Origin of the sequence: Pseudarthrobacter sp. PS3-L1 (assembly GCF_030063285.1) — a bacterium.
In the GTDB taxonomy this organism is placed as follows: domain Bacteria; phylum Actinomycetota; class Actinomycetes; order Actinomycetales; family Micrococcaceae; genus Arthrobacter.
In genome coordinates this window covers 367,092-390,476 of record NZ_JASISU010000004.1, presented here as the reverse complement: position 1 = coordinate 390,476, position 23,385 = coordinate 367,092, and the positions used below count along the sequence as shown (strand labels likewise).

Sequence of the window (23,385 nt, the reverse complement as noted above, 5' to 3'; positions counted from 1 at the left end):
AATGACAGAAAGTAATTCCTTCGGCAACCGTCCCCGTGGTTCGTTTGGAGACACAGTAGCCGCCGATCTTCTGGCTGGGAGAGCTGTCGATCTCGCGGAACTGTTCGCGCTTCACGCCTTGGACGTCGTCGACGAAGCAGCACTCGAACGGTACCTGGAGTCCGCACCCACAGCAGAACGCGAAGAGTTTGAACGACGCGTCAGGGAAGCCCGTGAGACCCTGACCATGTCCTTCATCGTGGAAGAGGAGCCGCCGGCAGATCTTTTCAGCCGCATCCTCAGCCAACTGCCCGCAGCAGAAACTGTTTCTCCGCCGGGACTGCATTCCGTACCCACGGGTGCTCACCCGAGGGCCGACGCTGGACAGAGCGCAGTGGGAGAACCGGGGACTAAACCATCACAGCCCCTCGATGACCTCAGCGTAGCCCGGGAAAGGCGCAATGAACGGCGCCGGATCACTGGGCCCCGGCGCTGGATGGCCGGAGTAGCGGCCGCTGCCGTTATCGCACTCGGTGGTGTTGGCATCGGAGCCTACGTGGCTGACCAGAATGACCCCCTAAACCAGGTGGTGCGGGCCGACGACGTCCAGGAATCGTCCGTTGACGTATCAGGTGGTGGCAGGGCCACAGTGCTGGTCTCCGCTTCCGAGGACTCCTTGGTGGTTCGCATGGACAACGTCTCTGCGCCGCCAGCGGGGATGGTGTACCAGATGTGGCTGATCCCCAAGGACGGCTCCGCCCCGGTTTCCCAGGGTCTCATGGATGCCAAAGCGCTGACCCAGCCGGCAGTGGTCCGTAATATCCACACCGCAGCTGCGCTTGGAATCACCGTCGAACCCGAAGGCGGATCGACTGCCCCAACGCTCCCGACCATTGCCGCAGCACCTTTGGGAACTGCCTGACATCCAGGTTCACCGTCAAAATCGCAGTCCCAGCAGAGTGGGGCCCCCCCCGTACGGCTGGAACCATCATCACCGACGACGGCGACGCTGGCGTCAATCTGGTGGATTTCCTCGCCGCCCGCAAACTGCTGTAGGAGGGGATAGATTTCATGGAAAAAGTACTCGTTTTCATCGATAGCCCAGCGGATTAAATGCGCCCTTACCTACTCAGAAGCCCGCAATGGTGGCGGGGCCGTTGACCCGAACCACGTGGAATGCCTCGGCACTGCGCCCCTGCTCCAGTCCAGCACGTTCCCCATTCTGGAGCAGCATGGTACGAACGCTGCGATCCATCCCCTGGATATCGGGATGCTGGCTGACATGGACGTGGATCGCCGAGAGTTTGTCCTCCACGTGGCCTGTGACATCCACAAAGTGGTTTTCCCGCTCTGTGGGGCCAGCCATCAACCAGAGCCACGGCACCTTGAAGGCTTCCAACCCGGCTTCAGCCAGCTCTGGGAACGCGAACGGATTTTCCACCGCAGGGTAGACAGCCCTTGTCACGGCCTCGCCCGCGGCCAGGTGGTCAGGGTGGCTCTTCTGCAGGCGGTCCCAGTTACGTTCTGGATGCATGGTCAGCACGACGTCGGGACGCAACTCCCTGATGAGGCGCACCACACCACGGATGACATCGTCGGAAGGCTGCAGGTAACCATCTCGCTGGTGCAAGAAGTGGAGATCGGTAACACCCACCAACGCAGCCGCCGCCTGCTGCTCGGCCACCCGCTGCGCAGTGACCTCGCTCCGGTTCTGTGGATCAAACCCGCCAGCGTCTCCGTCCGTCATGATGCAGTAGCTGACATCGATTCCAGCTGCAGTCCACGAGGCAACAGTGCCGGCGGCACCGAAATCAACGTCATCGGGGTGGGCTGTGAAACAGAGGACCCGTCCAATCCTGTGAACAGCTGGATCGAACGGGCTCCGCGCCGTCACGGCCTCGCCAGGCACCAATCAGCCCTGCCGCTTCCGGATTTCGGCCGCAGCCTGCGGCAGCACTGTGTGAAGGTCGCCGACAATGCCGAAATCCGCGATCTCGAATACCGGTGAATCAGCATCCTTATTGACGGCAATAATGATTTTTGCCGTCTGCATGCCTGCCTTTTGCTGGATGGCTCCCGAAATTCCTGCAGAGATGTACAGCTCTGGAGAAACAGTCTTTCCCGTCTGGCCAACCTGCGCATCATGGCTGATCCACCCAGCATCGGTTGCTGCCCGGCTGGCACCGACTGCGCCGCCCAGCGCATCTGCAAGCAGTTCAATAGGCTCGAAATCGCCGTCGACGCCCCGGCCGCCAGCAACAACAACACGCGCATCTGTAAGTTCAGGACGGCCACTCGCGGTCTTGCCCGTGCGGGAGGTGATTCGCGCTGCGGAAGTAAAGGAATCGGCAGGAACATCTACAGTGACTGTCTCTGGCTCACCACCTCCGACCGCCCGCACAGTCACCGTGTTGGCCTTCACTGTGAGAACTGTCATGGCCGTGCTGACGCGAGCCGCCGTGGTGTAGGACCCGGCCAAGACTGACTTGTGGGCTGTGCCGTCAGCATCAACCGACACGACATCGGTGATCACGCCGGCGTTGAGCCTGATTCCGGTGCGGGCAGCGATTTCCTTACCTTCGGGTGAATTTTCCACCAGAACCACGGTGGCGCCTGATGCAGTAGCTGCGGATGCCAAAAACGCAGCCTTTGGAGCCACAACGAAGTCCGCCAGCCGTGCGTCGGCTGCGACGACGATGGACCCGACCCCATAGGATCCAAGCTCAGAACGCACCGCCGGCGAAAGGTCACCGGCCACGGCCGCCACGGGCTGACCCATGGACTGAGCGAGTGTCAAAAGTTCCTGCGAAGTCTTCTTAAGGGAATCCGCTGGGCTATCGATGAAAACGAGTACTTTTTCCATGAAATCTATCCCCTCCTAAAGCAGTTTGCGGGCGGCGAGGAAATCCACCAGCTTGACGCCAGCGTCGCCGTCGTCGGTGATGATGGTTCCAGCCGTACGGGGTGGTCGGGGCTCGGCGGTGACCACCGTGGTCCAGGATCCTGACTGTCCCACCTGCGCCGAATCAAGGCCGATGTCTGCCAGGCTCAGGGTTGTTACAGTCTTTCGTTTCGCTGCGATGATGCCCTTGAAATTGGGGTACCGCGGATCGTTTATCTGGTCTGTCACAGACACCACAGCAGGCAACGTGGCTTCCACTGTGGTGGAGTGCGAATCCGTGTCTCGGCTCGCCGTCAGCGTTGATCCGTTAATCTCCAACGAAGACGCAAACGTTACCTGCGGGAGGCCCAGCCGCTCAGCCAGCTGTGCCGGCACAAGCGACGTTTCACCGTCCGTGGAGGCCATCCCGGTGAGGACAAGATCCACTTGGCCTTCAGCTCCGATATGCCTGATCGCTGCCGCAAGAGCCAGCGATGTTGCGGCCGCATCCGAGCCGGCAAGTGACGCATCCGTAAGATGGACGCCTTCCGAGGCTCCGATCTGGAGGGATTTTTTGACCGCATTGGCGGCAGCAGCCGGGCCCATGCTGAGGGCGATAACCTGGTTTCCGGCCTTGGCGCCGCCACGTGCCTCGGAAAGTTGCAGTGCCGCTTCCAACGCGTACTCGTCAAGCTCGGAGAGGATGCTCTCGGATCGATCGATGGAATTCGCGGGACCACTGAGGTGCCTGTCGAACTGGGTGTCCGGGACATGCTTGACCAGGACGATGATTTTTAATGTCTCTCCCACTGTGGATACAGCAGCCTTTCATGCGGATGGACAGCCAGCCCGGTGGGGTCTTGGCCCTGAAACGTCCGGGGTTCGGACAGCTCCATGCTAACCATATAGCTGAGACGCGGCGAGGTCCCGTTAACGACCGTGTCAGCAGGCGGCCGCGGCCGCGGAGACGACGACGGCGGTGTGGCACCGTCATTAAGGTGCCACACCGCCGTCGTTGTTTCATGGCGTCCGTTCGTGCCGGCTGGCGGTGCTACTCAGCGGCAGCACCGAGCGTCACGTCAACAGTCTGCTCCTGGGAGCCCCGGGTGAAAGTAATCTTCACCTTCGAGTTGGCTGGCTGTTCGCGGACCGCGGCGGTGAGCTGGTTGGGATCACTGATGGTGAGGTCGTTGAACTTGGTGATGACATCACCAGCCTTGATGCCAGCGTTGGCGGCGGCTGAGCCTTCCTCGACCTTTGCAACATCCGCGCCGACAGAGAAGCCTGAACTGCTGTCCGTGGAGGATTTCTGGCTGACGCTGACACCAAGCTGCCCATGGCTGGCTTTACCGGTGTCAATGATCTCCTGGGCAACGCGCTTTGCGTTGTTGATGGGGATACTGAACCCGACGCCGATGTTACCGCTGCTGGTGCTACTGGAATCCGAACCGGCAGAAGCAATAGCCACATTGACCCCGATGATCTCTCCCTTGGAGTTCACCAGCGCGCCACCTGAATTGCCTGGGTTGATGGCCGCATCGGTCTGGATGACGTTGATGGCAATCGATCCCTTGCTCGCCGTCGACGGTGCGTTGCCACCGCCTGGAGGGGCGAATTGGAATCCACCTTCGTCACTGCCCTGCGTATTGTCGCCCTCTTCGGGTGCCGCCGAGGAGGCGACGCTGATGGTGCGGTTCAATGTCGAGACAATGCCGTCCGTCACGGTGCCCGTTAGTCCCAGCGGCGAGCCGATTGCAATGGCCGTGTCGCCAACATTGAGGGCGCCTGAATCCCCCAGTGTTGCTGGTGTGAGGCCAGAGCCGCTGTCTACCTTGATGACGGCAAGGTCGGAGAGCGGGTCAATGCCAACAACAGTCGCAGCCAGGACACGACCATCACTGGTGCGGACTTCAAGGGTCGCGTTGGCCGTGGCACCGTCCAAGGTCACCACGTGGGTGTTGGTCAGGATGTGGCCCTGGTCGTCCAGGACGATTCCAGAACCAGTTCCACCCTCGCTCCCGCTGCTGGCACTGATGGTCACAACGCTGGGTGAGGCTTTCTGCGCTGCGGCGGTGATGGCATTGACGCTGTCTGTGTTGTTGACGATCACTGAACTGGGCTGGCTGTTACTGCTTCCGCCTGACGCCGTGGACGGATCCGCGAACCAGTTCCCGGAGGCAACTGTTGCAACACCGCCACCTACCAGGCCAGCGGCCAGGATGCTTGCCACGAGGGTTCCGACCCCGAAGGCGGCTTTCCTGCGGGGGGCGTGCGCAGGGTTCGGGGCTGTCGCAAGCCCTGTGGCGCCGTAGTGATGTTGCTGGCCGTACTGGTTGCCCGGCCCCTGCTGGGGTGCCTGACCTTGCTGGTACTGGCCTGATCCGTCTGCCTGCCCGTACTGGGGCGCCTGACCGTATTGGTGGGTCGGCGCTGCCTGTTGGGGCTGGGTGAAGGACGCTCCGGAGTGAGTCGGCTCGTGGGCGGGATAGGTGGGGGCGGCAGGAGGCACGGCGCGCGTCCCGTTGTGGGGATCGGCCAGCTGTTCGGAATGTGCTGAGCCGCCCTGGCGCTCAAGCCTTTCCGTTGGATTGGCCTGGGTAGGGTTGCTCTCAGTGGGCTGGTCCGCCGCGGCCCGAGGCTGCTGTGGCTCTGGGCGGCGCCACTGATTCCGGTTTTCCGGATCCTCGCCGTTTGTTCCTGCGCCCTGCGTTGGGTTCTCAGTCATGGAACTTCCTTTCGATCTTGTCTGGTATCAACTATGGACTGCCAGACTGAAACTGCAACGAACGTTTGCTGTGAGCTTCCTGAATGCCCACCCAACGGCCTGAGGAGATTGCTGAGCTGCCCCCGGCTTGGCCACTGCCAGCTTTTCGCTGGTGGCATAGTCAGGCCTGTGGACGCGGAAAACCATGCACCATAGAATCAGGAATATCTGCCACAGCGACCTGCGGCTCTGACCGCGTTGGGGCGCCACTGGTTCCTGCGATCACCGATTCGTCCCGAGTCGGCGTCGTTTGTGTTGAAGGGTTGTTATGCGGTCACAGTTCAAACGTCTCATCGCCGGGATCGGCCTAGCCGGGCTGCTGATCGTGCCGGGCGGCGCAGCCTGGGCAGAAGATCCAGTCACACTGAATCCCACGACAAAAATAGTGGACACTGCAAACTCCCTTGGCAGCCGCACGGGCGAGGTATCGCAGGCAATCCAGGCACTCAACAGCGACCACGGCATTGTCCTGCATGTCGTCATTGTCGACTCCTTTACGAACCCCACTGACCGTAAGGCCTGGGTAACGGATGTTGCAGAGACCGCGGGGATCGGCTCGAACTCAGCCATCCTCGCCATAGCGTCAGGGACACGGCAGCTGTACCTCGGCACTGCGAATGACAGCAAAATCACCGAGGCCCAACGGACCACCATCCAGTCTGAGGTGACCGGTCCCCCGCTCTCGGGATCGACCCCCGACTACGCGCAGGCGGCTATCGACACGGCCACAGCACTCGGGAAAGCCGCGGATGGCGGCAACGGGACACTCACGGAAGGAGCTGGCTCCGGCGCTGGTGTTCTCGTTGGGGCGGGAGTGGTCGCCGCCGGTGGAATCGGAACGTTTTTCTACCTTCGCAACCGCCGCAGGAACGCTGCCCGGGACGGTTCGTCGTCCACTTCGCAAACAAAGGACAGCTCGGACCCCCTTGCAGGACTAAGCCTGGAGGAACTGCGACGGAAAAGCGGCTCAATGCTCATTGAAGTCGATAACGTCATCAATTCCAGTGAACAGGAGCTTGGCTTCGCCCAGGCTCAATACGGGGATTCGGCAGTTGGCAACTTCAACAAGGCCCTCACAACGGCAAAAGCACACATGAGCGAGTCATTCAAGCTCCAGCAGCAGCTCGATGACCACATTCCGGACACCAAAGAGCAGCAGCGCACCTGGTTGACGGAGATCATCCGGCGCTCTGATGCTGCCCTGGCCTCGCTCAATGAGCAGAAGGCCGATTTCGATTCCCTCCGAGAGTTGGAGAAGAACGCCCCAGAGGCATTGGCCGCAGTCGCAAAGGGCGTCAACACTGCCGACAGCCAGGCTGCCAGGGCTGAACAGACTCTGGATACGCTGCGGACAAACTACGCCGAGTCTGCGCTGATCCAGATACAGGACAACATTTCGCAGGCAAAGGAGCGCCTGGACTTTGTCCGCACCGCTTCCAGCAAAGCCCAGGAACAGCTGAGCGCCGGCGAGGCAGGGCTAGCCGCAGTGGCCGTCCGGGCTGCCGAAGAAGGACTTCACCAGAGCACAGTCCTCCTGGGAGCCATTGACAGGGTGGCCAGCAACCTTGACGAGGCCAAGACCGGCCTGGAACGCGCCGTTGTGGAAACCTCGCAGGACCTGGCCCAGGCCAAAGCCCTGATCGCCTCTGGTTCCCACCCTGAGCTGACCGGACCCACGGCAGGCGTCGAAGCCGCCCTGGCCCAGGTCAAAATCGAAATCGAGGGTGGGAAAATTGACCCGATAGCCACCTTGCAGCGAGTTGAAGCCGCGCATTCGGCGCTGGATGAGTCCCTCACGGGTATTCGCAACCAGCAGGAACAGTCACGTCGAGCCCAGGCCTCGCTCCAACAGGCCATCATGTCGGCCCAGTCACAGATTGGTGCAACATCGGACTACATCACGGCCCGTCGAGGTGGGGTTGGCACCGACGCCCGCACCCGGCTTGCTGAGTCTCAGCGAAACCTCGACTACGCACTGTCAGTCTCGCGTACGGACCCCGTTACGGCACTGACTTACGCCCAGCAGGCTCACGCCCTTGCGTCCCAGGCCGCCCAGCTGGCCCAGTCCGACGTCGAAGGTTTTGGCAGTCAGAACCAGGGCTTCGGCGGCGGGATGTATGGCGGACAGCGTGGCGGCGGCAGTGGCCTTGGCGGCGCCATCCTTGGGGGCCTCCTCATCAACTCCATCTTTAATAGCGGCGGGGGCGGCTGGGGAGGCGGAGACTTCGGCGGCGGCGGTGGCGGAGGCGGTGACTTCGGCGGCGGCGGCTGGGGAGGTGATGGTGGCGGAGGCATCGACTTCTAGCTGCTCCCACGCCAATTCCGCGCACACCAATCCCGCACCAACCCCCGCAGTGGGTGGACGCACTAGGCGCCGAGACACCTCATCGACACTTGAACTGACCAACATCACGAAGGACGAAAGGCAACAACACCATGGTTAAGCAGTCCATCTTTGGCCGCATCGCACAGTTGGCGAAGGCAAACATCAACTCCATACTCGACAATGCTGAAGACCCGCAGAAGATGCTCGACCAAATGGTCCGGGACTACACCAACAACATCGCTGAAGCCGAGTCCGCAGTTGCGCAGACCATTGGCAACCTGCGCATGCTCGAGGATGACTACAACGAAGACATCAAGAACGCCCAGGATTGGGGCAACAAGGCTCTGGCGGCTTCACGCAAAGCTGACGAGTACCGTTCTGGCGGCGATGCGGCTGATGCGCAAAAGTTCGACAACCTCGCCAAGGTAGCCCTCCAGCGCCAGATGGCTTCAGAAAATGAAGCCCGGTCAGCTGAGCCAAACATTGCCTCCCAGACCGAGGTCGTCAGCAAACTGAAGACCGGGCTCGACCAGATGAAGGGCAAGCTCAACGAGCTCACCAGCAAGCGCAATGAACTGGTGGCCCGCTCAAAGACCGCAGCCGCTCAGACCCAGGTCAACGACGCCATCAAGAGCCTCGATTTCATGGACCCCACCAGCGAGGTGGGTCGCTTCGAAGAGAAGATCCGTCGCGAAGAAGCAAAGGTGCGGGGCCAGCAGGAGCTCGCTTCCTCGAGCCTTGACGCACAGTTCAACCAGCTTGAGGACCTCGGCGAGCAGGTTGAGATTGAAGCTCGCCTTGCCGCCCTCAAAAACGGTGGTGCTAAGCCCGCGCTGGGTGCTGGAAGCGGGCAGAACAGCTCCTCCACTGTCGATGAGGCAGAATTCGACAAGCTGTAGGTCACAGGTCCTGACGTTCTGGTCGGTCCCACAAGGCTTGGCCGGGATCAAGGTTCGTGGCGTGCGCATCCCGCGGCTTGGTGGTGCCCGCGCAATAGCTTTCTCCTATGCCGCATGCACGCCGCAATGGCCGGGTCCCCCAGGGACCCGGCCATTGCCGTGTAGCGTTGAAGTATGTCTGATGAAGCTCTATCCTCCGTTATTGTCTGGCTCCGTGACGACCTCCGGTTGGATGACAATCCAGCCCTAGACCGTGCCGTCTCGCTGGGGCTTCCCCTGACGGTGGTGTACATCCTGGATGAGGAGTCGGAAGGGATCCGTCCCCTGGGCGGAGCGGTCCGCTGGTGGCTGCACCATTCCCTGGCCTCACTCCAGGTTGCGTTGAAGGGCCTCGGCTCGACGCTGATCCTCCGACGCGGCCCGGCCGCGCAGGTCATCGAGGACCTTGCCGCCGAAACTGGAGCCTTGCACCTGCTCTGGAATAGGCGCTATGGAGGCCCTGAGCGCCACCTGGACGCGGCCATCAAAGAGTGGGCTGGCAGGAACCGCATCGAGGCCACAAGCTTCCAGGCCAACCTCCTGCACGAGCCCTGGACCGTAAGTACGGGCAGCGGTGGGCCCTACCGGGTATTTACACCCTTCTGGCGCGCCTGCCTCGAAACTGGCGAGCCCAGGGAGCCCTTGGACAAACCCGGTAGCCTTCCCCAGCAGGCCAGGTCGGTCTCGCAGGAGCACGCATCCACCGACGCCCTCGAAAGCTGGGGCCTCTTACCCACTTCGCCAGACTGGAGCGCTGGGATAGCGGACGCGTGGACGCCTGGCGAAGACGCGGCGCATCGACTACTGGCGGACTTCGTGGACGGCCCGGTCGAGGACTACGGTACCGGCCGAAACATCCCAGGCACCGAGGGCACCAGCCGGCTCTCCCCCTATCTTCGTTTTGGCGAGGTGAGTCCTTTTCGGGTGTGGCACCACCTGCGTCGCAGTTTTCCTGACCACCCGCCTGCGGATGTCGGAATTTACCGATCTGAACTTGGGTGGCGCGAGTTCTGCTGGCAATTGCTCTACAACAACCCGGAACTCGCAACAAAGAACTTCCGTCCCGACTTTGACGCATTTGCCTGGGAGGAACCAACACCCCAGGAACTGCATGCCTGGCAGCAGGGCCAGACGGGATTCCCCATGGTTGACGCAGGCATGCGACAACTGTGGCAGACAGGCTGGATGCACAACCGGGTCCGCATGGCCGCTGCATCATTCCTGGTCAAGAACATGCTGGTCGACTGGCGAGTAGGTGAGCAGTGGTTCTGGGACACCCTGGTGGACGCGGACTCCGCCAGCAACCCCGCCAACTGGCAGTGGGTCGCAGGCTCTGGGGCCGACGCCTCGCCCTACTTCCGCATCTTCAACCCAGTGACACAGAGCAAGAAGTTTGATGCTGCCGGTCACTACCTGCGGCGCTTCATCCCCGAGATTGCCCACCTGGACAACAAAGCCATCCACGAGCCCTGGAAAGAGCCCACAGCAGTCCCGGATTATGCCGAGCCCCTGGTGTCCCTTCCAGAGTCGCGGGAACGCGCCCTGGAAACGTACAGCCGCATCAAGGAATGACTCCTAGCGGCTAACCTTCCCCATGAGCGCCGCAATGGGCCGCAGGAAGATTGGCCGGGCTAAGAACCAAGCGCCCGCCATAACCGCGACGGATGCCAGGAAGATCCAGAGTCCAAGCAGGCCTTCACCGTCTGACGCAGCATACATGTGGTTGAGGTTCCTGAGCGCCCCGGTAGCCAGCACCAGGAACACGTGAATGACGATAAAGATGACGAAGTAGATCATGACCGGGTAATGGACTGCCCGGGCCAGCTCAAGTGGATAGGCACGGTTCAGTGCCGGGGCTTTTTTAGGCCAGACACCGGACATCCGGATACCCGTAGCGAAGGCAAGAGGCGCAGCTATGAAGACTGTCAGGAAGTAGCTAAGGAGTTGGAGGGCGTTGTAGTTGACCCAGCCGTTTTCGGTGGGCCAGTCCAGCGACGCGTACTGCAGTGCCGCCGAGACAGCATTGGGGAAAATATCCCAACTGGTGGGTACGATTCGCATCCATTGACCCGTCGTGAAGATCAGGACTGCAAAGACCAGCCCGTTGAGGATCCACAGCACATCGAGGAAAAGATGGAACCACAGTTCGAGCGTGATGGTCGCGGGGGAATTCTTGGTTCGGATGAAACCCTTGTTGTTGCGGGTCCAATGACCACTGGGACGAGCCGTGGTGCGCACCTGCCAGCCAGACCTGATGATCAGGAGAAGCAGGAATCCGTTGAGGAAATGCTGCCAGCCAAGCCACGCAGGCAGTCCCACGGGTGCGCCTGCAGGAAGTTCGGACTGTCCCGGATAATCCGCGAGGAACGACTCCCCCGCGGGTGTACCGACAAGCCAGCGCGCCAGCAGCACCACCAGGACGACTCCTACCAGGGCAACCGGCACACCCCAGTACAGCCTGGACTTCCGGACAGCTCCGGCACGGGACTTTTTAGTGGGCGTAGCCATGAAGCACCATTTCTCCTGTCAATGCCAGGACCATGGGCGGCACCAGCACTCTGCCATAGAGAATACTAGGAACTCCCACTATCAGTGGAAACGAAAAAACCCTGCCCGGCACGTTGGCCGAACAGGGTCTTCATCATGATGGTTGCGGGGACAGGATTTGAACCTGTGACCTCTGGGTTATGAGCCCAGCGAGCTACCGAACTGCTCCACCCCGCGTCGCAAGATCAACTGTACCTCATTCTGCGGCGACTCCCGACCAGTCAGCAGCAACGGACGGAAAGGTGCCGGAAACAAGAATGTCCCGAAATCCGCATGGGATTCCGGGACATTTCTCAGTGGTTGCGGGGACAGGATTTGAACCTGTGACCTCTGGGTTATGAGCCCAGCGAGCTACCGAACTGCTCCACCCCGCGTCGCAAGAACAACACTACCAACAGGTAAACGGCTGGCCAAATTGAGGGTGCGTGATCTGTGTCTCCTGCACATTTTTCCGCAACGCCTCAGCCACGCCACCCCTCAGAAACACAGCGGCCCCCTGGGCTGGCGTGGACTTGTCCGCACCAGCCCAGGGGGCCATGGGGGCTGCAGCAGCCCGGGTATTGACTACATCAGCTGCCAGCGCTGGGCGAAGGCGACGGTTCGGCCGCCGGGGCCTCCCCTGAACTCGCCGCGACCTTGGCTTCGGCGTCGATAGCTTTCTGCAGTGCGGCGGACAGTTTGTTCTGCTGTTCTCCATAGGCCGCAAAGTCCCCAGCAGCCAGGGCTGCCTGACCGGCCTGAATTGCGGCATTGGCCTCGCTGAGCGCTGTCTTGAGCTCGGCATTTGCATCAGTTGATCCGGGTGCTGGCGTTTCACCAGGCGTTGTCGGTGTTTGCCCGTTGTTGTCGGAGTCACCCGCCGCAGCGCCTGAGTCACCACCAAACAACTGATTCAGTGCCTCATCAAGAGTTGGCGCGAACCCGATCTTGTCGCCAAAGGCCACAAGGACCCTCTGCAGGGTTGGGTAGGAGGTCTCACCCGTCGACTTGAGGTAGACCGGCTGGACATACAGGAATCCACCACCCACAGGAAGCGTCAGCAAGTTGCCGTTGAGAACCTCTGATGCGCCCTGGCGGAGGAGGTTGAGCGCCTGGGACACGGTGGGATCAGAGTTGAACTTGTTCTGCGCCTGCCCGGGTCCCGGTACCTGTGTTTCTGGTGGAATCTGCAACAGGCGAAGCTTTCCGTACCCGTCGCCCTTGACCCCTGCTACATTGCCAGCGTCGGAGTCTGCTGCCAGGAAGCCGTACAGCACGTTACGGGCACTGCCCTCGACGATCTGCGGAATGAAGGAAGACGTCAGCTGGAACGCAGGCTGATCCTGGTCCGGCATCTGCAACGACATGTAGAACGGGGGCTGTTTCACATTGGTATCCACCGTGGGGTCCGCCGGAACACTCCAGACATCGTCACCCTTGTAGAGGCTGATCGGATCCGTTACGTGGTAGCGCCCCAGAAGTTCACGCTGCACCTTGAAGAAGTCCTCCGGGTACCGGACGTGACTCATGACATCGCCGGACATCTCCGAATAGGGCTTCAGGGACGTGGGGAAAACCTTTTGCCAGGATTTCAGGATTGGGTCCTGGTCATCCCAGGCGTACAGGGTTACGGAGCCGTCGTACGCATCAACTGTTGCCTTTACAGAGTTGCGAATGTAATTGACCGTGCTATTGGGCACCGCCGGAGTGCGGCCTGCAGCCGTGGTGGAGTCAGTGATGGCGTTCGACAGCTGCTGCTGCTGGGAATACGGGTAGTACTGGCTGGTTGTGTAGCCATCCACAATCCATTTGACGCGACCATCAACGATTGCCGGGTAGGCATTGCCGTCCACCGTCAGGTACGGAGCGACCTTCTGAATGCGTTCGCGGGGATCACGTTCGTAAAGGATCTGCGACTCAGGATTTACGCCGTCGGACAGCAGCAGGTCTGATGACTGGAATTTGATCGAGTACAGCAGCTTGTTGAAGAAGCTGCCAACGTTGGGTCCACCGTTGCCACTGAAGGTGTACTGCGTCTCGGCATCCGTGTTCTCACCGGCTGGCCTGTCCTGCTCGCGGTTCGGAGCACCATCTGGGGCACCAACAATCGAGTATTCGGGCGAGTTTTCACCGAAGTAGATTCGGGGCTCATACGTGGAGTCGTCGCCGAGGACACCATTGGATGGAATCCCTGACTGCAGGAAATCGGGCTTTCCATCCGACGTGAACTTGTTACCCTTGGCCGCAACAACGCCGTAGCCGTGGGTGTAGACCACATGCCGGTTCAACCACGATTGCTGGTTGGAGCTGAGGTTGTCCGGGTTGAGTTCACGGACCGCAATGACCGTGTCCTGGACCTTGCCATCGATTTCATACCTGTCGACATTAAGGGTCTCCGGGAACTGGTAATACGGCCTGTACTGCTCAAGCTGCCGGAATGCATCAGAGATCAGGTTGGGGTCCAAAAGGCGGATATTCGCCGTAGTCTGTGCATCCGGGGCCAGGGCACCAGACGTGGCCGTGGTGGTCGCGTCGTAGCGATCTTCCTGGATCTGGTCCAGGCCATAGGCTGCTCGGGTGGAGTCGATGTTGCGCTGGATGAACTCGCGCTCAAGTGTCTGCTCTGACGGGCCAACCTGGAACTGCTGGATGACCCACGGGTAAACTCCACCGGCAAGGATTGAGGTAATGACCAGCATTGCAGTACCGATGACAGGAAGGCGCCATTTGCCGATGACAGCGGCAACGACAAAAAGAACAGCTACCAGGATCGCTGCCACCGCAAGAATAGCTTTGGTGGGGATAACTGCGTTGACATCTGTATAAAGCGCTCCGGCCCAGCGCCCACTGTTGTTCTGGACGGTGGTGTAGCGATCCAACCAGAAGTTGACGGCCAACAGCACCAAGAAGGTAGCGCCAATGACGGCAATGTGGATCTGGGCGGCCCGGGCCGTGTAGACCCCCCGTTCCATCAACCGGATACTGCCGTACAGATAGTGGGTCAGGATGCCAGCAATACCGGCAACCACCACAATGCTGATGAGGAACCCTGTGACAAATCCGAGGAACGGCAGGGTCATCACGTAGAAGCTGATGTCCATATTGAACTGTGGATCTGTCTGCCCGAAAGACTCCTGGTTGAAGAAGAGCAGCACGCGCTGCCACTGGCTCGCCGCAGCGCTGCCGGCGAACAGGCCGAACAGCACAGGAAGACCGATCATCACGACGCGACGGACCGGCTCCAGCTGTGCCTGGTAGCGGTCGAGGTTGTCCCGGACATCCGAATCTGGGGCGTACACCGGGCGTGAGCGGTAAGCGATCCGGATCGAGAAGAACACTGCGATGAACATAAGCGCGAAGCCAGCGACGAAGATGGCTATGCGTGAGAGGTTTTCGGTCAGGAATACTTCAATGAAGCCCAACTGCTGGTACCACATGATGTCGGTCCAGATATTGGCAAAGAAGATAAAACCAACCACAACGAGGGCGACGACGATCAGCGTGGGCGTCAGGGCACCACGTCTCGCTTGGGGTCTTCCGGGCGGGGTGGTGCTTGCAGGACGGGACAAACTGGGTACCTCATAGCTGGTCGTGTCTATTTACATGTCATTGCGTGCGTGCGCTTATAACGGCCGATGCCGGGACTGCACGTGGCGCAGACCGTCACCAATGCCACGAGTGGCGGCGAACCTTAGTTCCTCAACCAGTCTAGTTGCTGGTGCAAGCCGGGAGATTTTCTGTGTCTGCTCCCGATGCGGCCAGCTCCACAGCGCTCCGAGCATCAGCGAGATTCTCTACCCGGACAACCTGCAGCCCGTCCGGGACGTGCCCGAGAGTTTCATCGCAGTTTGCAGCCGGCGCGAGGAACAGGGTTGCTCCGCCGTTACGCGCGCCGTGCATTTTCTGGGCAATCCCACCAATAGGTCCCACGGCGCCGTCGGGACTGATGGTGCCAGTACCTGCGATGTGCTTTCCACCAGTAAGGTCCCCCGGCGTAACCGTGTCGATGATGCCCAGTGCGAACATCATGCCGGCGCTCGGGCCGCCCACCTTGTCCAGCGAGATGGACACATCAAATGGAAAAGTGAACAGATACTGCAGGGAAACTCCAAGAAGGTAGCGTCCGGCGTCGTTCTTCGTCGGAGTAATGGCGACAGTCGTCGGCACGCCGTCACGGTCAACAACAAGGCTGACCTCTGCCCCTGCCTTAGCCGCAAGCTCGTCTTGGACAACAGAAAGAGCGGTAATGGGCTTGCCGTCGATGGAGACAAAAACATCGTTGGGCTCCAACTTGCCGGCCGACGGCGACCCTTCCGGCAATCCCGCTGCCTGCAACTGCTGGCTGTAGTCAATGCCCAGTTCACTGAGTGCAGCGGCTACAGCGTTCTCCTGCGAGGTCACCATCGCAGCGGCGCTTTCGGCTTGGGATTCTTCGCTGGTGACCGGGTCCGGGTAGATGAGCTCCTGAGGGTAGACCGCTTTGGTGTTGTCCAGCCATGCACCCAGCGCTGCAATAAAACTCACCGGTCCATTGGGCCCGCCATCAACGTAAACAGTGGTGAGGTCGAGATTGCCGGTGGTTGGAAAGGCTTCGGTGCCAGAGACGCTGATGACAGGTTTGTCGCTGTACTCACCGAGGGTATTAAACGTCGGTCCGGGGGCTTCAACCACATAGGGCACCGGCAAGGTGACCGCAGTGACCCCGAGCGCAGCAGCCAGGACCCCGGCAAACACGAGGGTAGAGAAGCGGCCATCCCGGGCATTCTTCCGTGCTTCCCAAGGTTCGTCGCTGCCGTCCGACGCCTGGCTGACGGGCTGTCCCGTGGGTTGATCTCCGCGCATTGTCGTCATTGCTGGAACTTTCTCCTTGCCCCACCTGCGTCGCAGGGTGGGGTGGCCTCGGCCTGACCAGTGGCCGGCAGGCAGAATGATTCAAGACCCAAGAATACGCTCCGGCAGGCCAGAACTTTGTCTTTGCCATCAGCGAACGTAGGCCCGGCCCGGCAGACATCGCCTGCAGGCACGGGGTACCGTGAAGTTGATCAACAGTCCCAGCGACGATCGGCAGGATCATGACTTCCAACCCTCCCACTCCCTCCAACGGCGATGACACGCCAAAGGACCCCTTGGCAGAAATGCTGCAGAACCTCATGGGGGGTCAAGGCATGGAGAACATCGACCCTTCCGAGATCGCCAAGGCAGCAGGGCTCCCGGATGACCCGCAGCTTCTGGCCCAAATGTTTTCGCAGGTACAGGCCATGATGAGTGCACCCTCCGAGGGACCGGTGAACTGGAAGATGGCCCACGAAAATGCGCGCCGCGTCGCCGCGTCGAGTTCGGACCCGTCCGTAACAAGTGCGCAGTCCCGCGAAGTGGACGAGGCCCTCCGCCTTGCTGAGATGTGGCTTGATCCCGTGACGTCGCTTCCCTCCACCGGTCTGATTGGCCGTGCGTGGTCGCGTGCTGAGTGGGTTGAGGCCACCATGGGAACCTGGAAGCGGCTGACCGAACCGGTGGCCAACAGCATCTCCAACGCGCTCTCGGAAGCCATGAGCCAGCAAATGCCCGAAGAGATGAAGTCAGCCATGGGGGGCGCGTCCTCCATGCTGCAGAACATGGGCGGCGCAATCTTCGGCATGCAGTTGGGGCAGGCTATTGGTGCGCTGTCCTCCGACGTCGTCAGCTCCACCGACATCGGGGTACCACTGGTGGATCTGGAAATGGCACTTTTGCCAGCAAACGTCGCCTCATTTGGCGAAGGACTCAGCCTCCCGGAAGGCGACATCCGCCTCTTCCTAGCCGTCAGGGAAGCTGCCCACGCACGCCTCTTTGTCCAGGTTCCGTGGTTGCGCGGACACCTCCTTGGCGCCATCGAGGCCTATGCCCGTGGAATCCACATCGATACTTCACGCATTGAGGAACTGGCCCGCGACATCGACCCGAGCAACCCGGAGGGCATCCAGGAAGCCCTGTCCCAGGGCGTCTTCATGCCGCAGCGAACTCCCGCCCAGGATCAGGCCCTCGAGAAACTGGAAACGGCTCTTGCCCTGGTGGAGGGTTGGGTCGACGAACTTACCGCCGCGGCAACCACCAATGTCCTGCCCTCAGCGGACGCGCTCAGGGAAACTGTTCGACGTCGGCGCGCTACCGGCGGACCCGCAGAACACGCTTTCTCATCGCTGGTGGGCCTGGAACTGCGGCCCCGTCGACTTCGCGAAGCAGCCACCCTGTGGGCAGTACTCAAGGACGAACGTGGGATTGAAGGTCGCGACGCCATCTGGGACCACCCGGATCTGCTTCCCACCGGCGAAGACCTGGATGATCCGCAGGGCTTCAGTGGACGGCGACAATTGGCCGAGGCCAGCGATTCAGAGGTAGACGACGCCCTGGAAAAGCTCCTCAGCGGGGGCTTCGACGAACCAAGGGAGGACGGTTCGCCCGACAGTCCTAACGAGTCGCAGGACGGGACAGGCGACGGAGGCGACACAGCTCCCGGCCAGTCCAAAGACTAGGAAACGTGGCGGCTGACGCATCCAGAAACCCTGGCTAGCGGGGCCAGACAGCATCAGTTCGGCTCAGACGCCAAGCCGTGTGCGCGGGCCAAGGCAACACCTTCAAGGAAAGCCTTCGCCCTTTCCGTGTCCGGATACGTCGTGAGCAAAGCCCAGAATGCGGCGTCGTGGGCTGATACGAGCAGATGCGCCAACTCGTGCAGAAGAACATAGTCCACAACCCATCCGGGCATCATCTGAAGTTTGTCTGACAGCCGAATGGAGCCGTCAGAGGGCGTACAGGAACCCCATCGGGAGTTCTGGTTGGCGACCCACCTCACTGAGCTTGGCACGGCCCGTTCGCCGAGAAAGCGCGAGGACAGTTCCTGAGCTCGCCGTTCAAGTTCAGGATTGCTGGTACGGTTCCGCGCGCGGCCAGGAGACTCTCGCTGGCGCTCAAGCTTCAGGACCATCTTTTCTACCCACTCTTTTTCCTGGCCCGCCCCGAACGACGCCGGAATGGCCACCACGGCCGTGCCAGCTTCCCAGAAGGCAGACACCGTCCGTGTCCGTCGGCTGGAGCGCCGGACCGTCACGACACGTCCGCTGGACGTGGTCCGCGAGTGATCTCCCGTGCTGCCGCGCACTAGAGAACACTGCTTTCGGCCATGATCCGCAGGACCTCTTCTCCGTACTTCTCCAATTTTGAGGGGCCAATGCCCGCCAATGCCGACAACTCCTCCAGGCTCTTCGGTTTTGCCTCGGCAATTGCGGTCAGGGTGGCATCCGTGAACACAACAAACGCTGGAACATCCGCTTCAAGGGCCTGCGCCTTCCGCCATTCACGAAGCGCCTCAAAGCTCTGCTCCTCATAGCTTGGCGGGCACTGGTTGCACCTGCCCACTTTCCTTTCGGCGCCACTTGAGAGCATGGTTCCACAGACCCTGCACATGGCTGGGGCCGCGGCCTTGCGTTTGGGCGCCCGCCCCAGTGACCGGGCAGTGCCCCCAGTAACGGAGTCGGGCCGCAGCCCATCGAGGAACCTGCTGGGCTTGCGATTCGCCCTGCCACCAGGTGTTCGGGCCGTTGACCAGGACATGAACAGGTGTTCACGTGCTCGGGTGATTCCGACATAAAGAAGCCTTCGCTCTTCGTCCACCGATTCCGGCGAATCCGCAAAGGAAATCGGCATGAGGCCTTCACTGAGGCCCACCAGGAACACGGCATCCCATTCGAGGCCCTTCGCAGCGTGAAGGGAAGCGAGGGTAACTCCCTGGACAGTGGGTGCGTGCTGGGCCAGGGACCTTTCCTGAAGTTCATTTACAAAGTCGGAAAGGGAAAAATCGGCGCCACGGACTTGAGCCAGCTCATCAGCAAGCGCCACCAGTGCAGCAAGGGATTCCCACCGTTCACGGACAGCGCCGCCACTATGCGGGGCCGAATCCGTGTAGCCCAGCGACGCAAGAATGTCGCGCACCATTTGGCCGAGCGGGTCCGGAACCTCACCCGGTGTCAGGGCACGGGTTGCGGCCCGGAGCTGAAGGATGGAATCACGGACTTCTTTCCTGGCAAAAAACCTTTCACCGCCGCGCAACTGGTAGCCAATACCGGACGCAGCAAGAGCTTGTTCGTAGGCTTCCGACTGACCGTTGGTCCTGAAAAGTACAGCTATCTCACTTGCTTTGGTCCCGGCGTCGAGCAGTCCCTGAACTTTCTTGGCGACAGTGGCAGCCTCTGCTTCGTCATCAGTGCATTCGGTGAATTGCGGTGATGGGCCGTGCGGTCGCTGGGCAACAAGCTGGAGGGGCGCAGCCCACGCCGCGTCTGCAACGGGACCAGAGCTGCGACGCGCAGCCAACAACTCGTTGGCCAGTTTGACCACCTGGGGCGTTGAGCGGTAATCCCGGATCAGCTTGACCATCCCGGCATCCGGGTACCGCGCCTTGAACTCAAGCAGATGGCGAGGCGAGGCTCCCGTGAACGAGTAGATGGTCTGGCTGGCATCGCCGACAACACAAAGCTCATCGCGCCCACCCAGCCACAGTTCCAGCAAGCGCTGCTGAAGCGGCGAAACGTCCTGATACTCATCCACCACAAAATGCCTGTATTGCTCGCGCACAGTTGCGGCAACCTTGGGATCCTCCTGCAGGATCCCCACGGTGATGAGCAGGACATCCTCAAAATCGATGACATTGCGGTCTGTCTTGACGTCCTCATAGGACTGGAAAACGCGGGCAACGGCCGTGAGGTCGAATCCTCCCGGAGTGCCGCGGCCCTGGGCCTTTTCGAGGTAGTTGGCGGGCGTCAACATGGATACCTTGGCCCACTCAATCTCCGACGCAAGGTCACGGATACTGGCGCGGTCAGTGCTCAGGCGCAGTCTTCGGGCCGCCTCCGCAATAATTGACGCTTTATGGTCCAGAAGTTGCGGGAGGGCTCCGCCCACTGCCTGCGGCCAGAAAAATTGGAGCTGTCGCAACGCCGCTGCGTGAAAGGTCCGGGCCTGGACATTGCCCACGCCGAGATCCCGCAGCCGGCTTCGCATCTCTGCAGCTGCCCTCGCTGTGAAGGTTACTGCCAACAATCGCTGCGGACTGTAGACACCCGAGTGAACACCGTATGCGATGCGGTGGGTAATGGCCCGGGTCTTTCCCGTCCCGGCACCTGCAAGGACACAGAGAGGACCGGTTAGGGTGGTGGCCACCTCACGCTGCTCAGCATCGAGGCCACCCAAGATTCGTTCTTCAAGGGTTTCCTGCGGGCCATCTTCGAAGTTTTCTGTGCTCACTACTCTGCTTTGGGACTATTTGTTGCGGTGGGTAAAGGTGAAGCGGTTGTCAGGACAGCGTCTCGATGGGTCCGCCATACCAGTGTTCAATGAGGGCCCGCGAGATGGAAAGACTCCCGGGAATAATGATCTCACCGTCAAGGATTGCTTCCTGAAGCTCAGTCCTGCTAAACCAGCGAGCACGGGTGACTTCCACGCCGTCGGGCTGCACATGGGTGTCTTCCGTGGAAGCCGTAAACCCCAGCATGAGGGACGCGGGGAACGGCCACGGCTGCGAGCCAAGATACTGGCTGCCCGTGATGCGGACCCCCACTTCCTCCTGGATCTCGCGGATCACGGCCTGTTCCAGTGACTCACCGGGCTCCACGAAACCAGCAAGGGTGGAATGTACCTTGGAATCCCAGGCGCCACCGCCACCCAGAAGAACACGGCCATCGGGTCCAACGACCGTGACAATAATGGCAGGGTCCGTCCGAGGGTAATGCTCGGAGCCATCTGCAGGGCAACGGCGAACCCAGCCCCCGGATTCAACAACCGTGGGGGTTCCGCAGCGCGGGCAGTGAGTGTGCAGTGCATGCCAGTTGGCGATGGCGCTCGCCTCGATGAAGAGCGCGGTTTCGGTAGCGTTCAGCGTGGCCGCAATCTCGCGGAATCCAAGCCATCGGGAGCCACTGGGCGCGCCCACGTCGGCGGGGTCCAGTGCGTCGTCCAGAACAAGAAGCACTGTTTCGGTTCCAGTCGCCAAATCACTGCCTGGTTCGGCACTGCCGAGGTAGATGGCATGCCGGGCTCGGTGTCCGCCACGGGCCAGTAGTGTGATTGCGTCATTAGCTGACAGCAGGATCAGCGACGACTCACCGACCAAGGCCTGTCTGCCTGCGATGACCATGGCCTGGGTTCCAGGGGTTGCCAGCAGTTCTTCGACCATGCCAGCACGGGAACGTTTCAGGGATCCCCTGTCGATCCGGGCTTGGACAACCGGGAGGACCGTCTCAAAGAGGTGGTTGGCGGGCAGCGCTGCAGTGTGCGGCCGCAAGGGCACTTCCTGGGACGCTTGGGGCGACGCCACAGGTTCGGGGGAACTCATGGTTCCACCGTACTGATTCCTAGGGACATTTCACATTCCATTCAACCCAGCCGTGCAAAACCTGGACAAAGACCGGGAATCATCGGTGAACTCGAAGACTCGCCGCGGTACTTCGACTCGTTCGGGGCAAGCCAATCTACCGTGGAACAGTGAGAAGAAAACCGATCGAACTGGCAGCAGTAGCAACGGCCGCGGTCCCCGGCCTGACGCCTACGGCCGTCAGCGCCGCCCCAGATGATCCAGCCGATTTCAACACAGCCTTTTTGGTGGATTCGGAAGGCAAACGCTGGCGGGTCCGTTCTCCCCAGCACCCTGAGGCAAGCGCCAGGCTCGAGACGGAATTTCTGGTTCTCCGGGCTTTCACACCCGCCATCCGCGCGGAACTGCCGTTCCTCATGCCCACCGTTGCCGGCAAGGTCCGGCTTGGTGACCTCAGCACGTTCGTCTATTCCCATCTGACCGGAACGCATTTCAGTATCGATCAGCTCAGCAGCGGGAATGACAGTGTTGCCATTGAACTGGGCGCCGCGCTTGCCGCAATCCATGACCTTCCGCAATCCTTGGTCAACAACGCCGACCTCCCGAGCTACACGCCCAATGAATTCCGCCAGCGTCGACTCAATGAACTCGACCAGGCAGCTATGACGGGAAAAATTCCGGCCGCCCTGCTTCGTCGCTGGGAGCACGCCATGGAGGATGTCTCGCTCTGGCGTTTTAATCCCTCGGTGGTGCACGGCGACCTGCACGAAGACAACTTGCTGATCGATGCGGGCAAGGTCGCAGCCGTGACCGGGTGGACGGACTTGCGAATAGGTGACCCGGCAGACGATTTTGCCTGGCTGGTCGCTTCCAGTGAGCAGTCCTTCGTGGATGCTGTACTTGCCAGCTACACGGCAGCACGCAGGGATACACCAGACAAGCACCTGCTGCGACGTGCTGCTCTGTCAGCGGAGTTTGCCCTGGCTCAGTACCTGGTCAAGGCCCTCAATACTTCAGACGCAGACATGATCGCTGACGCCGAGGAGATGCTGCAGACCCTGGCATCGGACATCACAGTGCACGGGGGACAGCCGCTTGGTGTGGAGCCCCTCCCCCAGCCAGCGACCGCCGCACCCCTAGACAACAGCTCGACCAGGGAAGGTGCCAAAGACGCTTCAGGGAGAATCGCACAGCACAACTCCACGCCAACAGGGGCTGGGGCGGTCACTGCGAAATCTACGGATGACGCCGGCGCCAGCTCACCGGGCTCCTTGCCGGTTCCAGCCACACCAGCCGTTTACGTGACGCCAATTCCCGAAGAGAAAGTGACTCCGTCAGACGGGAAAGCCGGTGCTGACACTGCCATTGCCGGAAACCGCCCCCTGGACGAAAAAGCATCTGACGGCAGTTCGCCCACCGAGGGCACCGCAAAGGTTCCCGGGACCGATGCTCCGGAGCAGGTGGACCGCAACGATGAACACACTACTGATCCCGAGCCACCCACCGATGCAATCAGGATCGTCGACGCGCCCAAACCCTGACCCTGAACGCACCGGGCCGTCCCACCAGCAAAGTCCCACCAGCAAAGTCGCTACGGCAAAACACCGGTGCTGCAGTTGTAGGCGG

16 protein-coding genes, 2 tRNA genes and 1 pseudogene are annotated in these 23,385 nt (G+C 61.0%); 7 read left to right on the top strand and 12 right to left on the bottom strand.

The genetic code is table 11. The features are described 5' to 3' along the window. Position 1 precedes the first annotated feature (1 nt). Positions 2–901: an anti-sigma factor gene (locus QMG79_RS13105; RefSeq protein ID WP_283539030.1), complete on the top strand. Its 900-nt coding sequence runs from the start codon at positions 2–4 to the stop codon at positions 899–901. A 32-nt stretch (positions 902–933) separates the two neighbouring features. After that, positions 934–1,035, top strand: a pseudogene (locus QMG79_RS13100) (electron transfer flavoprotein subunit beta); the annotation flags it as partial. A gap of 73 nt (positions 1,036–1,108) precedes the next feature. Here the strand turns inward: QMG79_RS13100 and QMG79_RS13095 are convergent. From QMG79_RS13095 to QMG79_RS13080, 4 genes are all read right to left on the bottom strand, one after another. Further along, positions 1,109–1,888, bottom strand: a complete 780-nt coding sequence (locus QMG79_RS13095) for a PIG-L deacetylase family protein (protein ID WP_283539029.1) — start codon at positions 1,886–1,888, stop codon at positions 1,109–1,111. Between the two features lie 3 nt (positions 1,889–1,891). Then, on the bottom strand, positions 1,892–2,842 hold the full coding sequence (locus QMG79_RS13090; protein ID WP_283539028.1) for an electron transfer flavoprotein subunit alpha/FixB family protein: 951 nt from the start codon (positions 2,840–2,842) through the stop codon (positions 1,892–1,894). Between the two features lie 15 nt (positions 2,843–2,857). Further along, positions 2,858–3,670: an electron transfer flavoprotein subunit beta/FixA family protein gene (locus tag QMG79_RS13085; protein ID WP_283539027.1), complete on the bottom strand. Its 813-nt coding sequence runs from the start codon at positions 3,668–3,670 to the stop codon at positions 2,858–2,860. A gap of 241 nt (positions 3,671–3,911) precedes the next feature. Beyond that, entirely contained in the window at positions 3,912–5,585 is a 1,674-nt protein-coding gene (locus QMG79_RS13080) for a trypsin-like peptidase domain-containing protein (protein ID WP_283539026.1), read from the bottom strand. A gap of 307 nt (positions 5,586–5,892) precedes the next feature. On the opposite strand from QMG79_RS13080, the gene QMG79_RS13075 reads away from it, so the two are divergent. The 3 genes from QMG79_RS13075 to QMG79_RS13065 all read left to right on the top strand — a co-directional run bounded on the left by QMG79_RS13075 (position 5,893) and on the right by QMG79_RS13065 (position 10,460). Then, positions 5,893–7,929, top strand: coding sequence for a TPM domain-containing protein (locus QMG79_RS13075; RefSeq protein ID WP_283539025.1), 2,037 nt, complete (start codon positions 5,893–5,895; stop codon positions 7,927–7,929). A 131-nt stretch (positions 7,930–8,060) separates the two neighbouring features. Further along, complete coding sequence (locus QMG79_RS13070; RefSeq protein WP_283539024.1) at positions 8,061–8,849, top strand: PspA/IM30 family protein; 789 nt, start codon at positions 8,061–8,063, stop codon at positions 8,847–8,849. 174 nt (positions 8,850–9,023) lie between these two features. Further along, on the top strand, positions 9,024–10,460 hold the full coding sequence (locus QMG79_RS13065) for a cryptochrome/photolyase family protein (protein ID WP_283539023.1): 1,437 nt from the start codon (positions 9,024–9,026) through the stop codon (positions 10,458–10,460). Positions 10,461–10,463: 3 nt separating this feature from the next. Here the strand turns inward: QMG79_RS13065 and QMG79_RS13060 are convergent, their stop codons facing one another. The 5 genes from QMG79_RS13060 to QMG79_RS13040 form a co-directional block, all read right to left on the bottom strand. Beyond that, complete coding sequence (locus tag QMG79_RS13060) at positions 10,464–11,396, bottom strand: cytochrome b/b6 domain-containing protein (RefSeq protein WP_283539022.1); 933 nt, start codon at positions 11,394–11,396, stop codon at positions 10,464–10,466. A 139-nt stretch (positions 11,397–11,535) separates the two neighbouring features. Continuing rightward, positions 11,536–11,612, bottom strand: a tRNA-Met gene (locus tag QMG79_RS13055). 120 nt (positions 11,613–11,732) lie between these two features. After that, positions 11,733–11,809 (bottom strand) — tRNA-Met (locus QMG79_RS13050). Between the two features lie 195 nt (positions 11,810–12,004). Next, positions 12,005–14,983: a UPF0182 family membrane protein gene (locus QMG79_RS13045; RefSeq protein ID WP_283539021.1), complete on the bottom strand. Its 2,979-nt coding sequence runs from the start codon at positions 14,981–14,983 to the stop codon at positions 12,005–12,007. Positions 14,984–15,122: 139 nt separating this feature from the next. After that, a complete protein-coding gene (locus QMG79_RS13040) occupies positions 15,123–16,265 on the bottom strand; it encodes a YlbL family protein (RefSeq protein ID WP_283539020.1) in 1,143 nt (380 codons plus the stop codon). 221 nt (positions 16,266–16,486) lie between these two features. Between QMG79_RS13040 and QMG79_RS13035 the strand changes: the two genes are divergently transcribed. Continuing rightward, entirely contained in the window at positions 16,487–17,926 is a 1,440-nt protein-coding gene (locus QMG79_RS13035; protein WP_283539019.1) for a zinc-dependent metalloprotease, read from the top strand. 53 nt (positions 17,927–17,979) lie between these two features. On the opposite strand, the gene QMG79_RS13030 is transcribed toward QMG79_RS13035, so the two are convergent. From QMG79_RS13030 to nudC, 3 genes are all read right to left on the bottom strand, one after another. After that, positions 17,980–18,465, bottom strand: a complete 486-nt coding sequence (locus tag QMG79_RS13030) for a M48 metallopeptidase family protein (RefSeq protein ID WP_502934738.1) — start codon at positions 18,463–18,465, stop codon at positions 17,980–17,982. A gap of 86 nt (positions 18,466–18,551) precedes the next feature. Then, positions 18,552–20,693, bottom strand: coding sequence for an ATP-dependent DNA helicase UvrD2 (locus QMG79_RS13025; protein WP_283539017.1), 2,142 nt, complete (start codon positions 20,691–20,693; stop codon positions 18,552–18,554). 49 nt (positions 20,694–20,742) lie between these two features. Then, positions 20,743–21,780, bottom strand: a complete 1,038-nt coding sequence (nudC, locus tag QMG79_RS13020; RefSeq protein WP_283539016.1) for an NAD(+) diphosphatase — start codon at positions 21,778–21,780, stop codon at positions 20,743–20,745. Between the two features lie 149 nt (positions 21,781–21,929). On the opposite strand from nudC, the gene QMG79_RS13015 reads away from it, so the two are divergent. Continuing rightward, complete coding sequence (locus QMG79_RS13015) at positions 21,930–23,300, top strand: macrolide 2'-phosphotransferase (RefSeq protein ID WP_283539015.1); 1,371 nt, start codon at positions 21,930–21,932, stop codon at positions 23,298–23,300. Positions 23,301–23,385 lie beyond the last annotated feature (85 nt).

What these genes read in the sequence shown, in the direction of transcription:
- QMG79_RS13060 (WP_283539022.1), bottom strand. Translation starts at nt 11,396, where the DNA reads ATGGCTACGCCCACTAAAAAGTCCCGTGCCGGAGCTGTCCGGAAGTCC.
- nudC (WP_283539016.1), bottom strand. Translation starts at nt 21,780, where the DNA reads ATGAGTTCCCCCGAACCTGTGGCGTCGCCCCAAGCGTCCCAGGAAGTG.
- QMG79_RS13080 (WP_283539026.1), bottom strand. Translation starts at nt 5,585, where the DNA reads ATGACTGAGAACCCAACGCAGGGCGCAGGAACAAACGGCGAGGATCCG.
- QMG79_RS13065 (WP_283539023.1), top strand. Translation starts at nt 9,024, where the DNA reads ATGTCTGATGAAGCTCTATCCTCCGTTATTGTCTGGCTCCGTGACGAC.
- QMG79_RS13035 (WP_283539019.1), top strand. Translation starts at nt 16,487, where the DNA reads ATGACTTCCAACCCTCCCACTCCCTCCAACGGCGATGACACGCCAAAG.
- QMG79_RS13040 (WP_283539020.1), bottom strand. Translation starts at nt 16,265, where the DNA reads ATGACGACAATGCGCGGAGATCAACCCACGGGACAGCCCGTCAGCCAG.
- QMG79_RS13070 (WP_283539024.1), top strand. Translation starts at nt 8,061, where the DNA reads ATGGTTAAGCAGTCCATCTTTGGCCGCATCGCACAGTTGGCGAAGGCA.
- QMG79_RS13075 (WP_283539025.1), top strand. Translation starts at nt 5,893, where the DNA reads ATGCGGTCACAGTTCAAACGTCTCATCGCCGGGATCGGCCTAGCCGGG.
- QMG79_RS13105 (WP_283539030.1), top strand. Translation starts at nt 2, where the DNA reads ATGACAGAAAGTAATTCCTTCGGCAACCGTCCCCGTGGTTCGTTTGGA.
- QMG79_RS13090 (WP_283539028.1), bottom strand. Translation starts at nt 2,842, where the DNA reads ATGGAAAAAGTACTCGTTTTCATCGATAGCCCAGCGGATTCCCTTAAG.